Source organism: Microcoleus sp. OTE_8_concoct_300, assembly GCF_031383065.1.
Taxonomy (GTDB): domain Bacteria; phylum Cyanobacteriota; class Cyanobacteriia; order Cyanobacteriales; family Microcoleaceae; genus Microcoleus.
The window spans coordinates 1-14,038 of the sequence record NZ_JANMZH010000574.1 but is presented as its reverse complement, the minus strand read 5'-3'; the positions used below and the strand labels follow the sequence as shown (position 1 = coordinate 14,038).

Genomic DNA, 14,038 nt, shown 5'->3' with positions numbered 1-14,038 from the left:
GACTTTCGATCGCCAACTCATAAATATGTCATCATAAAATAACTGATAACTTGGACAGAGCGTGAGTCAACCAGACAAACTGCTAGCTAAAATCTTACTTGGTAATTCCGACGCCAACATACCCTTTGCTCAACTTTGCCAACTTTTACGCAGACTCGGCTTTGAGGAACGGATTCGCGGCAGTCACCACATATTTGCTAAAGATGGTGTTGAAGAAATCCTAAATCTTCAACCCAAAGGCTCGCAAGCCAAAGCCTATCAAGTCAGGCAAATTCGTGAGGTAATTCTCAAACACCAACTAGGAGGTGAAAACGATGCTTCGCTATGAAATTATCCTCTACTGGAGTCAAGAAGACCAAGCATTTATTGCCGAAGTGCCGGAATTACCCGGATGCGCTGCGGATGGCGAAACTTATCAAGAAGCACTACAAAATATCGAGATTATTATGCAGGAGTGGATTGAGACGGCTCAGGAATTGGGGCGTTATATTCCTCAACCGAAAGGTCGCTTAATTTCGGCTTAGTTTAAGGGGAGTTTTAGGCGATTGTCCTGATGTTTACTAAAGTTCGATCGCCTCTCTTTTCTCCACATAGAAATGCAAACTTGCATTAAAACAATTAACTTTCTCCCCTTTATATCGCTTTCGCTGGCATCGGTATTGTTCAAATAGTCAACAGTCAACAGTCAACAATTCCGGTATGAGTGCAACCGGAATTGATATTACTTGTCCTCAGCAGTCTTTTCCGGCCACAGATAAATAGCGCCAGAAATCAAAGTTAAAGCTACAGAAATCCAAAAAGCAATAAGTGTAGGAACATTCCACGCTTCAGACAGAGGAGCAATTAAAAGTGCGATCGCCACAATCTGACTCACCGTCTTCAATTTCCCCCAAATATTAGCTCCAGAAATCGTAGTTTTATTAACACGCCACCCCGCAATTGTCAACTCCCGCCCCAAAATCAAAAACACTGCCCAAGCAGGTACTTTCCCCAACTCAATCAACACTAAAAGCGGCGCGATTACCAACAATTTATCCACCAAAGGGTCGAGAAACTTTCCCAAATCGGTAATTTGATTCAGCTTCCTAGCCAAATAGCCGTCCAGCCAATCAGTAGCCGCAGCTACCACAAAAATCGCGGTGCAAATCCAGCGACTTTGCGCGCTTGGGTCGTACAAACCGTAGAGCAGAAAAGGCACTCCCACCAAGCGAGAAAAAGTAATCAAATTAGGCCAATTCATAATAGAAAGAAGTTCGGCAACACGCAGTGTACGGGATTTAACGGATGTAACAGATATCAGGAAGAAGTCAATCGATTTGAGATTTGAGATTTGAGATTTTAGATTTTAGATTGAAGCCTTGATCACACGGATAAATTCGGGGGGCAAGTTTCATCGGATACACGTTTTTTATTTCTCCACCGATGAATCGGGGGGCTTGTATCCTGGATGCTTTCGGTCAGAAGTCGCTCCTGCAATTCATTAACTGCCGATCCAGTTCTATGATATAATCTCGGCCGTAAGATTGATTTTCTAATCCTTGTACCAGATTTGCTGGCAGGTCTTGGGCAATTTCACTGCTACAGGAACCAGCAGCTAAAGCAATAGTTGCTACTGTATCGACATCTCCCGAAAAGGCAATGCAAGCTTGGAGCAGTTTGCTCATACTATCATGGAGCATGACAGCAGTAATAGCTGCTCTAACACAGACCAAACCTTTAGTGCTGACTTCTCCTTGCCAAGGTATCGACCACTCACCAGGGACGTGCTGTTCTAAAAAATTTCCCAAATTCTTCTTTAAACCTAGCTGATAAATAAAGTAATGGGACATCAAAGCGGCCGCTATAGCTGCTTTAATGCCATCAGGAGTGTTGTGAGTAATTGCAGCTTGAATGGTAGCATTTTCGATGACTTTTTCAATAGTAGGAAAAATGCCAATGGGGCCTGATCGCATCGCAGATCCGCTTTTATCGCTAGCGGAGTGTATTTTTTCTAAGAATTCTTTTCCGTCTTGAACTTGTAGCAAAAAATTGTAAAATTTGCCAGCATAACCGAATCGGCGATCGCGGTGAAAAGCTGCAACAAATTTGGTGGCTAAAAGTTCCGGCGTCCAAGGTTCTCGGCTGACAATAGCTTCTGCGACGGCTAAACTCATCTGTGTATCGTCTGTGTAACATCCAGGCCCGATGTCGTGACGGGGATGCTTGATGTAGCCGTTGAGATTGTTGTACAATTCAATGGTCTGCGGGTCAACAAATTCAAAACCCGCACCGTAAGCGTCACCAATCGCTAATTCTATTAACATATATTTAATCCCGTTTCCAAATATTTTCTCCCCTGTTTTCTCCTAAACTAAAATTTAAAATAAAAAACCAACCCAAAACAGCCTACCTATCTAACAGGCACCGTTTTTACTCAAGACAACCAAAATTGTTTGGCAAATCAGAGTGATGTCGTAGACAACAGACCACTTGCGCTGATAGTCGAGATCCATCTGCACAATATCGTCAAAGTCTTTAACTCCAGACCGTCCGTGGACTTGCCACTCCCCAGTCAGCCCGGGTTTGACATTTAAACGCTGCCAGTGGAACTCCTCATAGGCAGCAACCTCATCGGGAGTTGGCGGTCGAGTTCCCACCAAACTCATGTCGCCGACTAACACATTCCAGAATTGAGGCAACTCGTCCAAACTCGTGTTCCGCAAGAAGCGGCCGACGCGAGTAATTCGCGGGTCATTTTCATTCTTAAAAATGTGACCCTTGGCTTGGTTGCTGACTAAATGTTTGAGCTTTTCTGCATCGACAACCATCGATCGAAATTTCCACATTCTGAAATGTCGCCCTTTGAAGCTGCAGCGGACTTGACTGTACAGCAGCGGGCCCGGATTGTCCAACAGCATCGCCACTGCCACCGGCACCGCCACCGCAGCAGCAATTGCCAGTCCCAGCAGCGAGCCCAAAATATCGATCGACCGCTTTACCTTACACGTGACGGAGCGGTGAACCGGCTCTTTTGATACACACACTTTGTAAGTAATTGTTTTTTGATAAAATAAGTACAGCATTTCTGACAATACTGATGATTTACAGGCACCCATCGGAACTTTCATGTGATCTGTGTCAACTATAACGATATCTCACGTTCATCTTATTGGTCTAGCTAAATCTGCAGAACGTGAAATGCTGAGCTTTGCACAATCTTTAAAAAGCAACAACACTTTTATAAAGTTTCTGTGTATTTCTTCTGAAAGAGTATAAGTTTTTAGTAAACTTAAGTACATTTACATAAAAAAGTGAGTCTTGCCCGCAAAAAACCCGGTTTCTACAAGGAATCTTTCGGGAAGACAGGGAGGATTCCACTGAGAAAAAGGTTTTTTGCCGTTTAGCGATAAATATCGGTGCGAACATCCCAAGCAATAGTTAGCGGCTCTAACAATTTTTGCTGGCTGCTATTGGCGAGTTTGCCTAAATATTCGCGAACAACAGAGGCGTGTTCGACATTCAAGCGATAACCCCGTGAGACATCTTCAAAGAAAAGCGGCTCGGCCAAAATTGCTTCCCAATCGGGATTTTGCCTGGACTCCTCGCCCAGCAGCATGAAATCTTCCTCCGCAGGAACAACTCCCCCCGGCAATTTTCCTTCCAAAATCCGCAGAATCCGGGGCTCACAGGTGCGGGTATTCACGCCTTGGCTCTCCAACAACTGCAAAATTTCCTGAAAGCTCAGAGTTTCCCCGCCCAAAACCTGCATTAATTCCCACAGCAGAAAAAAGTCGCTGTACTGCTGCTGCGACAAATCCAAAATTTGAGGATAGAGAGGTAAACTTGCCAACCCGCAGGCAACTAAACCAATTTTTCCTGAAAAATTTGTACTTTGAGAATTAGAATTTAATGCAGAATTGTGAATGTCAAAAATATCTCGATCGACCTCCAATTCATGGTCTTGAACCACGATAGCATTCGGCAGCTTCTGCCGCAACCAGCGGGAGATCGCAGGCCAAGCACCCATACCCCCTGCACAAATCGCCTGATTAATCCCCGCCGGCGACATTCCCGCGCGGCTGAGCAAAGCATTCAATTCGCGGTTCAACTGCTGCACAAAAGGCACTAAAACTAGGCTTTCCAAATCTTTCCGCTTCACATCCCAAAGCTGCTGGTCAATATCGAAAGCAAAACTTTTTTGATGTTGCAAAATAACTTTTATGTGCCTTGCCGCCTCCAACAATTGCAGCCCAAAAGCAGAACCTTGTAACCGCTGCTGCAATTGATAGCGGCTCGGCAAATCAGGATGACCCGGACGTGGCAAATCGATCGACATTCCCCAAGTTTCATTTTTAGCCAACAACTGACAGATAATATCCTGATCGAAAGCATCGCCACCAAAAGCAAAACTGTGGCAAGTAAAATCAGCACGAGTTAAATCTTCAAGATTGGACGGCAACTCAACTAAAGCTAATTCCACCGTCGCCGCCCCCGCATTCAAAATCAAAGTTCCCCCGCTAAAAGACGAAGCATTCACAGTCAGGGGTGCAGCTTCTTGAGGGCCCTGAGCAGAATCCCCGGCCCACGGCTGCACTTTTGTGGCATTGTTCACAGGAGTTACAGCAGCAATCAAAGTGGCGATAGCATCTTCCACCACAAAAATTTGCGAAGCCGAAGCCACTAGAGACGCGCCCAAAACAGCCTCCCGCAGGTTAAACCTATAAGCATCCGACCAGCCGGCCGGAGTCCCCAAAATTACACCCTGCAAGTCTAAAAGCGCCGCATCGAGAGTTGGGGCCGTCAGTCCCGAAGCCCTACAGATTAAATGGGAAACTGGCAATCCTGCAAAAATCGCCCTCGGTGCAGAATCCAAAACTTCCCCAAGGCCGCCAAATTTTTGCCCCTGCTTCCTCGGATTCAAAGTAGCCAGCAGTGCCCGCACACCTTGCAGCGGCAAGGCGATCGAAAAAGCCTGCAAGGGCGACCACTGCAACAGCGGTTCGTACATCCCAGCAGCCTCCCGCTGATAAGGAATGCCCACCTTTAAAGGCAATTTAAAATTTTGCAGTAAAAATTCTCCCGCAGGCAAAGCCAACTGCCGGAATCCCACCGACTTGATTGTCACCGGAGACCCTGGGATCCCTGGGGCTGTTTCCGCAAGCACCGCAGCCTGCGTAATCCGAAAGCTGGCGACTTTCTCGGAACCCTCAGCCTGCGATGCTTCCCAGTAAATCGGGTACAACTGACTGCAGGCGCGATCGAGCAAAGTCGCCGACAGTCCGCTGGAGGCGAAATCAATACCCAAATACCAGCGAGAATTCGGGCGTTCCCGGGATTGAGTGTTTGAGTCAGGGTAGACCGGGGCGATCGCACTTGCAACAGAATACGGCGCCGACTTTTGCTGCTGCGGCGCCAACTCACTCAACTCGGTTTCCCTCTCCACAAGTCCTGCTTTACTCTCTGTCGAAATTAGGTTTTTTTTTTATTTTCTGGAGGACTCGAGCGCAGTTCGTTAGTTGGGGCAGTTTCTGGAGGGGGAGAATCAGTCAAAGGTCGATCGCTCTCGGTGAAACTAGCCAAAATCTCGTCTAGCGTCAAGTTCGATTCGTCTTCCTCAGCAAACAAATCATCATCAAGTTCGTCTTCCAAAACAAAGGGTTCATCCTCAAATGAGAGTTCCAACACATCCGAGAACAAATCCTCCAGCGTGCCGAGTTCTTCCTCTGCAGCAAGAGCAAAGGGATTTTTTACACCGCCGGAAGGGGAACTCGCCGATAAATCCAAGCTGTTAGCGGCTTCAGAAATCGATCGCCGGGAGCTAGTATTTTCCAATCCCTCCAGATTGTAGAGGTCTGCCTCCAACTGTTCCAGAGTATTGTTATCCAAATTTAGAGCTCGATCGAGGTCATCTTCTAATGCCTCGAGCGGCAGCAAATCCTCGTCCGGCGAAGCTTGGATGTAGGCATCATCGAGCCGCTGCCATCCGGGGTCGAACTCGCCACTGTGAACATCACCAGAACTCGGCACACGGGGTTCGGCAGTGGGGAGGTTCCGGCTAATTTCAGCAGGGGTTCTCAACGGCAAAGAGCCTGATTGAAGCACAGCAGCATCTTCCGGCTCGCCTCGGTTTTGAGCCGTTTCTAGATTTTCTCGTTCGTCCGGGTCAATTTGCCGCGAGGCGGTTGAGGCTGGCGGTTCTGAAACCTGAGATACTGTTGCAACTTGCGGTTCAAATAAATTGGCAGTATCTAAAGTTAGATCGTTTACAGAATTACCGATTACGAATTCTGAATCTTCACCTACTAAAATATTTTCCAGCGATTCGCCTTCATCCAGCAGATTTACGAACAAATCTTCGGTCATATTTTGGGATTCGGTCGTTTCATGAGGCGCTGCAGCTTGATATTGTACAGCTTCACTTGTTACCTCACTTCCTGTCTTTTCAATCGGGAAAGTTTCGACTTCTAATTCTACTTCAGCGACGGCTTCTCCCGCGAACAAACTTGCATACAAATCCTCAACATCTTCGCCTGTTTCTGCTAACATATTTTCCGATTCCGCGCCGGAAAACGGAGTTTTCGGTTGAGGTTTTTCCGGTGCCGAACTGAACAAATTATCTGCCAACTCCGGGAGCGAAATTGGGGATTGAAGGCGATCGCCGTCGCCCTTGGACTGTCCCAATTGCGGAGAAAGTTCTGTATCGGCGTAGCGCAATCTGTTTTGTTCTCCGAATTCGCCGGTACGATTGGACTGCACCAACTCTCCACTCTGAATCTCGGCGGCTGACTGCTCGATCGGAGTATTTGAGAGGGCGCCAGTGGCTTCAGACCCATCGGCTCCGGGTGGGATGACGGTTTCGAGATTTGCTAAATCGATCGGCTGCTGCACGTAGGAAGACACTTCTCGCCCCAACTGTGCAGCCAAGTGGTTGACCAAAGCCACGAACATCGCCTCGCTCTGCTGGCTCAAACCATGCATATTTTCGAGTCCTTGTCCCAAGGAAGCTTGATAGCTTTCCAGATTTGCTTGCAAAGCCTCGAACACAGTACCCATCCTAGAATCGAGACTCATCAGCAGACTGTCCACACGAGATTGGAACAGTTGCATTTGGTCCAACCTTTGAGCCGCCGTCATCTGCGGGTGTTCTCCTGAGGTTTGTGGGTTAACTGTTACCTCAAGAGCCGGTTGTTCTGATTGTGCACTGCCCAAAGAGTAAGGTGCTGCGCTGCTTTGCAATAACTGATTTTCTAGGGAACTTAGAATTTGGGAGAAATTGCTAGTCAAGGTTTCTTGCAAGCGCGCAGTCAGTACCTGCAAGAATTCAGAAATGATTTGCTGTTGGTTTGCTTGTTGCTGAGCCAGCGATTGTTGCTGCTGCCGTTGTGCTTCTAGCTGTTTGATTTCTTGAATTAGAGCTTGCTGCTGCATCCGCAGAGCTTCTATGTCTTCTTGAAGCGGCTCCGTCAGGCTTGAACGCAGGTGGCTGATTTCTCCGGTTACGGCAAGCATGATTTGCTCTGCTGCTGAGGGGCGAGGGGCCGCTTGCGGCACTTTGGGCACTGGAACTGGTTGCGGGCGGACATTTGGGCTGGCGGGCCCCGAGCCTGCGGTTAGGTTTGAGTCTGAGGAAACCAGATAAGCGCGAACTCGCTCTAAAAGTTGGCGCTGGTGGACAGTATCCATCGAACCCGTCCAAGGCAAGCGGGGTGCGGGCTTGCTGAGTACCTCGTCAATCTCAGCAATCAATGCTTGAATTTTGTACTTCTGAGAATTCAAGGGCGGAACCTCTGGGAATGCGGCTTGGGAGAAACTTTACCGAAAAAAGACTGAAGTCAGGCGGCAGCGATGGCAATAGATAGAATAATCTGAATGCGAGTCCGTCAATAATTGACTAATATTTTCTGACAACTGTTAATTAACCTTTTGTCTTCCGATAACTTCTATTGCCTATGATAGGTTAGCCGGTACTTCTGCACCAAATTCCCGCTTCTATCAACTGCAAGTGCTGTCAAATTGTGCGGCTGCTTTGGAGTTTCAAGCGGGCCCGGAGGGCCGCTGAGTGCTCGGGATAGCTGCGATCGCACGAAATGAATGCCCCCACCCGCAACAACGGCGGGCCCCACACCCGTCACCCCGAGTTTGGCTAGGGTGGCGACGCGCCACTCTCTCTTCATCTTTCACCGACTTAGAAAAAACCTCAAACAATTTGCGATTTGGGATGCCGGGATTCGGGATTGTCCCCGTACAGTCGGTTTGAGTAACCTTTTATAATAGCCTTTTATATGTATTCATGACTAGATACTAATGATACAATAATCTCGGGGGGCAGAAAAGTTTGCTGCCAACTGCGTCGGTTTTGCTCGCCAAGAGCGCCAGCCTAAAGGCTCGCAATAGCTGTGGATTTTGCCGATCGTGCTGACATTTGACTTGTTCGGGGCAGTTGCAGTCGGATTTGGGATCTGTCTGCCGTGCTTGGAGGCTTGTGCTCTCCTGATTCTGGCGATCGAGTGCGGGGCCCGCTGACAACAAATCTCTCAGCAGTGTTAAGCTTGTCTTCGCGAAGTGCTTTCAAAGGTAATTCGATCGGCTCAGTCCCTTGCCACCCGGCTAAAATTTTGTTAATAAAATTTGCTCAGTGGTATGTATCTAAAAAATTATGGTATATTCTTTAGTTTCTAGCTCGCAATCAGAGCTTAAGGCTATTAATTCCCATATTCGACCTTTGACCGCAAAACTTTAGAGGTAAAATTGCAGATTTTAGATACTTGTTTCTCAAATCTTGAATCTCAAATCGAATGACTCGGCTGCAAGCTATTTCTAACTGCCCAGCGCAGATCAAGCGCATAAATTAAAATGATGGCCTCATGGAAGACCGCTTTAACACCCGAGATCCGCAGTCCAATATAAATCAATTGATAGTTTCTACTCCTTTTTTTGCAGGCTTGCCCCAACCTGTAATCGAGAGAGCAACTCTCCACATTGTTACCCGCAGTCATCCGTCAAATCAAGTGATTTTACTCGAAAATGACTGGGGAACATCCGTGTATTTTATATTGGATGGTTGGGTGAAAATTCGCACCTACAACCTAGACGGAAAAGAAGTAACACTGAATATTTTAGGAAAAGGAGAACTGTTCGGGGAAATGGCCGCGATCGAAGAAGCACCGCGATCGACAGATGTCATCACCCTAGCGCCGACACTGATCGGCAATATGCCATCTCAAGATTTTGTGCAGCTCATTCATACCGAGCCGCTCGCAGGCATTCGCCTAGCTCAACTGATGGCCCGTCGCCTGCGACAAGTCAACCGCCGCCTGCGTTTGCGAGAGTCGGACAGTACCTCGCGAGTAGCAGATATTCTATTATTTTTGGCAGAGGGGCAAGGGAAAATCATGTCAACAGGAGGTACAGAAATTCCCAACCTGCCACACAGAGAATTGAGCAGCCTCAGCGGGCTGGCTCGCGAAACAGTAACGCGAGTGCTCAGCAAGCTCGAAAAAAAAGGAACTATTCAGCGCGAACGTGACGTTTTGTGCATTCCCGACCTGCACGCCTTGGAGCGTCTGTTAGTCTAGAAGCATCAGAGTTGGCTTTCATTGAATCTAATTCACAAGCTCTCTCTGTTAAGTAACTGATATTGATGATTTCCCCCCGGAGGTAAAGCTATGAGTTTTAAGAAAATTTTTGTTCCCTTAGATGATTCTGAACTGAGCCACCGCGTCTTCAGTCAAGCTTTAGAATTAGCTCTGATCGATCGCGCCCAGGTGATGCTATTTAACTGCGTTACTGTCAACTCGCTCGGCCAGACAGCAGTGCCAATTCCGGTAGATTTGGGCATGAATGCCGAGTTAATGAATCAAGCTTATCAAGCTCAACGTTTGCGGCTGGAAACCGACCAAAAACACGCTTCGGGTTTGCTGAAAAATTACTGCGACGCCGCAGCCAAACAAGGATTGCAGGTGGAATTTGACTGCAAAATGGACGGCGATCCGGGGCATTCTATCTGTGAATCCGCCAAAAATTGGGGCGCAGATTTAATAGTATTGGGGAGGCGCGGCCGCACGGGGTTCACAGAAGCTTTCCTCGGCAGCGTCAGCAATTATGTCGTTCACCACGCATCTTGTTCGGTTTTTGTAATTCAGGAAGTCAAAGCCGAAAAATGATGCTGCTGAAAATTTTTGCTGAGAAAGTCCATCTAAAATAAGACTCGCCTTCGTACCTAAACCCGGTTTCTGCGAGCAAGATTAATTTTGGCGGCGAAGTATCCAAATAGTGAAACCGGGAATCAGGCGTATCGCGCGCGAGTCCCGTACAATCTAAAATCTAAAATCTAAAATCTAAAATCGTCTAACCGGGAATCAGCCGTATAGCCCCCCAGGACCGTAAAATCTAAAATCTAAAATCTAAAATCTAAAATCGGATGAGTGATTTTTTGTCAGCAGATGCTGCGTCTAATTCCGGCAGTTCACCCAGTACAAATAACGACCCGCAAACCGCCGATATTTCAGCAATGGCTGGCGAGAACACAAATCCCGAGCCGCGGCGCGAATTAGGGGAAGCGCCTTTAAGGGTCGTAGAAACGGCATTTTTGGCAAGTACCGCTAGCTTGATATGGCTGGTAAATTATTACTTTCCGCTGGGGCCTTTGCTGCGGGTTTTTTTCCCGATACCCATCGCCCTAGTTTACCTGCGCTGGGGCCACCGAGCCGCTTGGATGACAGCTTTGGTATCGGGTTTGTTGCTGTCGGTACTCATGGGCCCGACGCGGAGCATTTTATACGTGATTCCTTTTGGAATTATGGGAGTTGCGCTGGGAGGACTTTGGAGGCGCAAAGCGAGTTGGTCTTTGTCTATTAGTGTGGGTGCGCTAATTGGTACTGTCGGCTTCTTTTTTCGGTTTTGGCTGCTGTCAGCTTTGGTGGGCCAAGACCTCTGGGTTTACGTAACAGCCCAGGTAACAGAGATAGTGGAATGGGTTTTTGTGAAGCTGGGCTGGCTTAGTGTACCAAGTCTTAACACGATTGGGGCGATCGCCGCCGGGATGATTTTGGTTAACAATATTGTCTATTTATTTGTAGTGCATTTAGTAGCTTTGCTGCTGTTAGATCGTTTGGGAAATCCGATTCCACGGCCGCCGCGCTGGGTGCAACTTTTGATCGATTATGAAGAGTAGTTATTGGACATCGGGCATCGGGCATCGGGCATCGGGCATCGGGCATCGGGCATCGGGCATCGGGCATCGGGCATCGGGCATCGGGCATTGCTAATTGCTACTAAATAACTAATGACTAATGACTAATAGACCTCTCCTGAAAAGCAAGTCTTGAACAGGCAGGATGCCTGTTCCACAATAATTATTGGAGAGGTCTAATGACTAATGACTGCTAACTAATGACTAATGACTAATGACTAATTATGATTCATATTTATACAGAAATTGAACAGGGTCAGCGGTGGCTGGAACGCTATCGGGGACGAAAACCGATATTTGCCTGCGTGTTAGGATTTACCGCTACTGGCTTAATTCCGGGGATTTCAGCAGCAGGAGCAACCCCGCACGATCGACAATTTACTTGTTTAGCCGATGCAGAATTTTTGTATAACGGTCCCCAACCGTCGCCCCAATATCCTTTGCCGCCCCTAGAAGCGGGTGCCTCGCCGGTACTGATATCTCGCGCTGTAGTCGAAGCTTTGGAAATTCCCCTTTACCTATTTAATGCTGGTTTGCCCATCCCGCCTCCGGTACCTGCAATTGATTTGGGCGGCACTCCGGCAAAGTGTGTGATTTCTGGGAATGCTTTAGAACTCGAAACAGTCAAACATTTGCTCGAACAAGGATTAATTTGGGGAGCTAAATTGGCCGCTGAAACTAATGGCAGCTATTTAATTTTAGGGGAGTGCGTAGTTGGAGGAACGACTACTGCTTTGGGCGTGTTAATGGGTTTGGGTATTGCAGCGGCGGGCAAAGTTAACAGTTCTCACCCTCGCTGCAATCACGCTCAAAAATTAGCTGCGGTGACAGCGGGACTCAATAATGCTGAGTGGGAAATTAACGGACAAAACAGCACTCCCCTGGAATTGGTAGCGGCGGTGGGCGATCCGATGCAAATAGCGGTGGCTGCAATGGCGATCGCCGCGAGTCGGACTTGCGGGGTGCTCCTAGCCGGGGGCACGCAAATGCTGGCCGTGTACGCTTTGATGCAAGCCTTAGCCCGTGAATATGCTCTGCTATGGCTTCCCGAACAAGTCGCGGTGGGGACTACGCGCTGGGTGGCGAAAGACCCAACAGGAGACACTGTAGGACTTGCGTCGGAGATCGGCGGTGTGCCTCTGTTGGGCGCGCAGCTAAGTTTTGCTGGATCTCGCTACGGGCAACTGCAAGCTTACGATCGTGGCTATGTTAAGGAAGGTGTCGGTGCGGGAGGGTGTGCGATCGCCAGTGGCTTGGCTGCAAATTGGACTCCTACTCAACTCCTTCAAGCTGTTGAAGCTTTAGCCTCGCGGTCTGAAATTAAACATTAGATAGTCGTGGATGCCAAAAACCCGTTTTTTACTTCAAATATTGGGGTTTTGCAGCGAGGAATACACTCAAAAACGGGGTTTTTAGTTTTCTGTGCGTCCAGGAGTGTGAGGAATTAAACATTAAAAATTCAGATGCGGCGATCGAGCTGCGAACCTGGTTGTCTTGCTCAACCCGCTTCGTTTTGGCTGAATAATTATATCATTTTCTGTAGCCTTTCTGTTCTCAGATTTACATAATTTTATACACAATATGTCGCTTTGAAGTATTGTTCCTGTTAATTGCGCGAGAGAAAAAACTCTCTGCAATGACCCTATAAGTTGACGAGCATAAATCAACGCAAATTGTATTTTTTTTGAGATTAATGCCCGATCCCCCCTAGCAATAGTTAATTTGACCCGCCTACCTGTTGCGAGTGGATTCTTTTGGCGAGCAACTGTTCTTCCAAGGCGGCAATTCGATTGTAAGCTGCTGTTAGCTGAGCTGTTAAGCGCTGGATTTGAATCTCTGCGCTCAGCTCTTTGTCCAGACTTTGAGAATTCTTGTCGAAGTAGCTGTCATCTAACAGTATGTCTTTGTGTTCGAGGAGCCCGTCGAGACGGCTGTAGCTTTGATAAGACGAGATTTTGTCATTTCCTACCGTTCCAGAGCAGTCGTTTCTCTGCTGCTGGGCCAGCTTCGTCTCCTGGGCGGACTCCAAGAACTTTTCATTGAGATTTTCTATGAGTTTGTAGAGGGCTTCTACTTGTTGCGTCAATACTGTAACTTGCTGGCGGAGCGCTTCCATACAATCATCCTTTGGATCGTAACTTATATATTTACATATAAGGGAAATCTTTACATAACTCTGATTTATCACTAAATTATTTAATTTTTGATGTAATTGTTGTGTTCCCAATCCTGACGGTAAATTTATGGACTCAGGCTGAAGATAATCGATCGGCATTCATGAGTCGATTTTAGATTTAAGATTTTAGATTTTAGGTTTTAGATAGTCTTGGACGCAGGAATCAGGTTTTTTAACCCCCATACTTCGTTGAAACCTTCAATCAGAGTTAAAAAATCTGGTTTCTGAGAGTCGGATCGTGCAGCGTCCTATTAGATTGACTTCGCCCTCGCCAGCGCTTTTAGGATTCAGAGGAGTGGATTTTTAGTTATTAAGCTGTCGCGGATGTGAAATACCCAAACTAAACGGAGTACCGTTATAATTCGGGCTTCGTGTCTCGTTTGCCGTCGCTCTATTGGGGATATTCATTGCTGAATATTCGTCATCAAAGACGATCGGAGTCTTACACAGCATCTCTGAGCTTTTACGCCCTTTATCCCCTCGTAGGGAACCCACGCAGAAGTCCTATTTCCTAAGACCAAAAACTCTTTTCGTACAACAAACATGGGTTATTTTTTACAGCAGGGCATACCATACTAACCAGCGGTCTGCCTTTTCCTCCTTTCTCTCGCAGTTTCCCGGTAAGCATATTACTGCTACTATGACCGTTTTGTTATTACAGCCGAGTGAGTGGGTCGCAACCATCTATATAT

Annotated in this window: 14 protein-coding genes; 6 read left to right on the top strand and 8 right to left on the bottom strand. The window is 47.4% G+C overall.

Features of this window, described 5'->3' with window-relative positions:
* Positions 1 to 61: 61 nt before the first annotated feature.
* Together ACUVJL_RS26170 and ACUVJL_RS26165 are read left to right on the top strand one after the other, a co-directional pair.
* Complete coding sequence (locus ACUVJL_RS26170; RefSeq protein WP_333132296.1) at positions 62 to 328, top strand: type II toxin-antitoxin system HicA family toxin; 267 nt, start codon at positions 62 to 64, stop codon at positions 326 to 328.
* Positions 315 to 524, top strand: a complete 210-nt coding sequence (locus ACUVJL_RS26165; RefSeq protein ID WP_445248508.1) for a type II toxin-antitoxin system HicB family antitoxin — start codon at positions 315 to 317, stop codon at positions 522 to 524. Before ACUVJL_RS26170 ends, ACUVJL_RS26165 begins: the two co-directional genes overlap by 14 nt.
* 197 nt (positions 525 to 721) lie before the next feature.
* Here ACUVJL_RS26165 and pgsA read toward each other — a convergent pair whose 3' ends face one another.
* The 7 genes from pgsA to ACUVJL_RS26130 form a co-directional block, all read right to left on the bottom strand.
* Complete coding sequence (gene pgsA, locus ACUVJL_RS26160) at positions 722 to 1,240, bottom strand: CDP-diacylglycerol--glycerol-3-phosphate 3-phosphatidyltransferase (protein WP_445248507.1); 519 nt, start codon at positions 1,238 to 1,240, stop codon at positions 722 to 724.
* Positions 1,241 to 1,457: 217 nt separating this feature from the next.
* Entirely contained in the window at positions 1,458 to 2,303 is an 846-nt protein-coding gene (locus ACUVJL_RS26155; RefSeq protein ID WP_445248506.1) for an ADP-ribosylglycohydrolase family protein, read from the bottom strand.
* Positions 2,304 to 2,393: 90 nt separating this feature from the next.
* Positions 2,394 to 3,107 carry a sugar transferase gene (locus tag ACUVJL_RS26150; RefSeq protein ID WP_445248505.1) on the bottom strand — a complete coding sequence of 238 codons (714 nt, stop codon included), beginning with the start codon at positions 3,105 to 3,107 and terminating at the stop codon, positions 2,394 to 2,396.
* Positions 3,108 to 3,379: 272 nt separating this feature from the next.
* Positions 3,380 to 5,422, bottom strand: a complete 2,043-nt coding sequence (locus ACUVJL_RS26145; protein ID WP_445248504.1) for a hypothetical protein — start codon at positions 5,420 to 5,422, stop codon at positions 3,380 to 3,382.
* 26 nt (positions 5,423 to 5,448) lie between these two features.
* Positions 5,449 to 7,755, bottom strand: a complete 2,307-nt coding sequence (locus ACUVJL_RS26140) for a hypothetical protein (protein WP_445248503.1) — start codon at positions 7,753 to 7,755, stop codon at positions 5,449 to 5,451.
* 164 nt (positions 7,756 to 7,919) lie between these two features.
* Positions 7,920 to 8,153, bottom strand: a complete 234-nt coding sequence (locus ACUVJL_RS26135; RefSeq protein ID WP_445248502.1) for a hypothetical protein — start codon at positions 8,151 to 8,153, stop codon at positions 7,920 to 7,922.
* A 203-nt stretch (positions 8,154 to 8,356) separates the two neighbouring features.
* Entirely contained in the window at positions 8,357 to 8,551 is a 195-nt protein-coding gene (locus tag ACUVJL_RS26130; protein WP_445248501.1) for a hypothetical protein, read from the bottom strand.
* A gap of 292 nt (positions 8,552 to 8,843) precedes the next feature.
* On the opposite strand from ACUVJL_RS26130, the gene ACUVJL_RS26125 reads away from it, so the two are divergent.
* From ACUVJL_RS26125 to cobT, 4 genes are all read left to right on the top strand, one after another.
* Positions 8,844 to 9,554, top strand: a complete 711-nt coding sequence (locus ACUVJL_RS26125) for a Crp/Fnr family transcriptional regulator (RefSeq protein WP_332955597.1) — start codon at positions 8,844 to 8,846, stop codon at positions 9,552 to 9,554.
* A 90-nt stretch (positions 9,555 to 9,644) separates the two neighbouring features.
* Entirely contained in the window at positions 9,645 to 10,142 is a 498-nt protein-coding gene (locus tag ACUVJL_RS26120) for a universal stress protein (protein ID WP_445248500.1), read from the top strand.
* 257 nt (positions 10,143 to 10,399) lie between these two features.
* Complete coding sequence (locus ACUVJL_RS26115) at positions 10,400 to 11,152, top strand: DUF2232 domain-containing protein (RefSeq protein ID WP_445248499.1); 753 nt, start codon at positions 10,400 to 10,402, stop codon at positions 11,150 to 11,152.
* 242 nt (positions 11,153 to 11,394) lie between these two features.
* Positions 11,395 to 12,501 carry a nicotinate mononucleotide-dependent phosphoribosyltransferase CobT gene (cobT, locus tag ACUVJL_RS26110; protein ID WP_445248498.1) on the top strand — a complete coding sequence of 369 codons (1,107 nt, stop codon included), beginning with the start codon at positions 11,395 to 11,397 and terminating at the stop codon, positions 12,499 to 12,501.
* Positions 12,502 to 12,887: 386 nt separating this feature from the next.
* Here the strand turns inward: cobT and ACUVJL_RS26105 are convergent, their stop codons facing one another.
* On the bottom strand, positions 12,888 to 13,286 hold the full coding sequence (locus tag ACUVJL_RS26105) for a hypothetical protein (RefSeq protein ID WP_445248497.1): 399 nt from the start codon (positions 13,284 to 13,286) through the stop codon (positions 12,888 to 12,890).
* Positions 13,287 to 14,038 lie beyond the last annotated feature (752 nt).

Coding starts and splice junctions, on each gene's coding strand:
- ACUVJL_RS26105 (WP_445248497.1), bottom strand. CDS start 13,286: ATGGAAGCGCTCCGCCAGCAAGTTACAGTATTGACGCAACAAGTAGAA.
- ACUVJL_RS26150 (WP_445248505.1), bottom strand. CDS start 3,107: ATGAAAGTTCCGATGGGTGCCTGTAAATCATCAGTATTGTCAGAAATG.
- ACUVJL_RS26125 (WP_332955597.1), top strand. CDS start 8,844: ATGGAAGACCGCTTTAACACCCGAGATCCGCAGTCCAATATAAATCAA.
- ACUVJL_RS26115 (WP_445248499.1), top strand. CDS start 10,400: ATGAGTGATTTTTTGTCAGCAGATGCTGCGTCTAATTCCGGCAGTTCA.
- ACUVJL_RS26135 (WP_445248502.1), bottom strand. CDS start 8,153: ATGAAGAGAGAGTGGCGCGTCGCCACCCTAGCCAAACTCGGGGTGACG.
- ACUVJL_RS26120 (WP_445248500.1), top strand. CDS start 9,645: ATGAGTTTTAAGAAAATTTTTGTTCCCTTAGATGATTCTGAACTGAGC.
- pgsA (WP_445248507.1), bottom strand. CDS start 1,240: ATGAATTGGCCTAATTTGATTACTTTTTCTCGCTTGGTGGGAGTGCCT.
- ACUVJL_RS26155 (WP_445248506.1), bottom strand. CDS start 2,303: ATGTTAATAGAATTAGCGATTGGTGACGCTTACGGTGCGGGTTTTGAA.
- ACUVJL_RS26165 (WP_445248508.1), top strand. CDS start 315: ATGCTTCGCTATGAAATTATCCTCTACTGGAGTCAAGAAGACCAAGCA.
- cobT (WP_445248498.1), top strand. CDS start 11,395: ATGATTCATATTTATACAGAAATTGAACAGGGTCAGCGGTGGCTGGAA.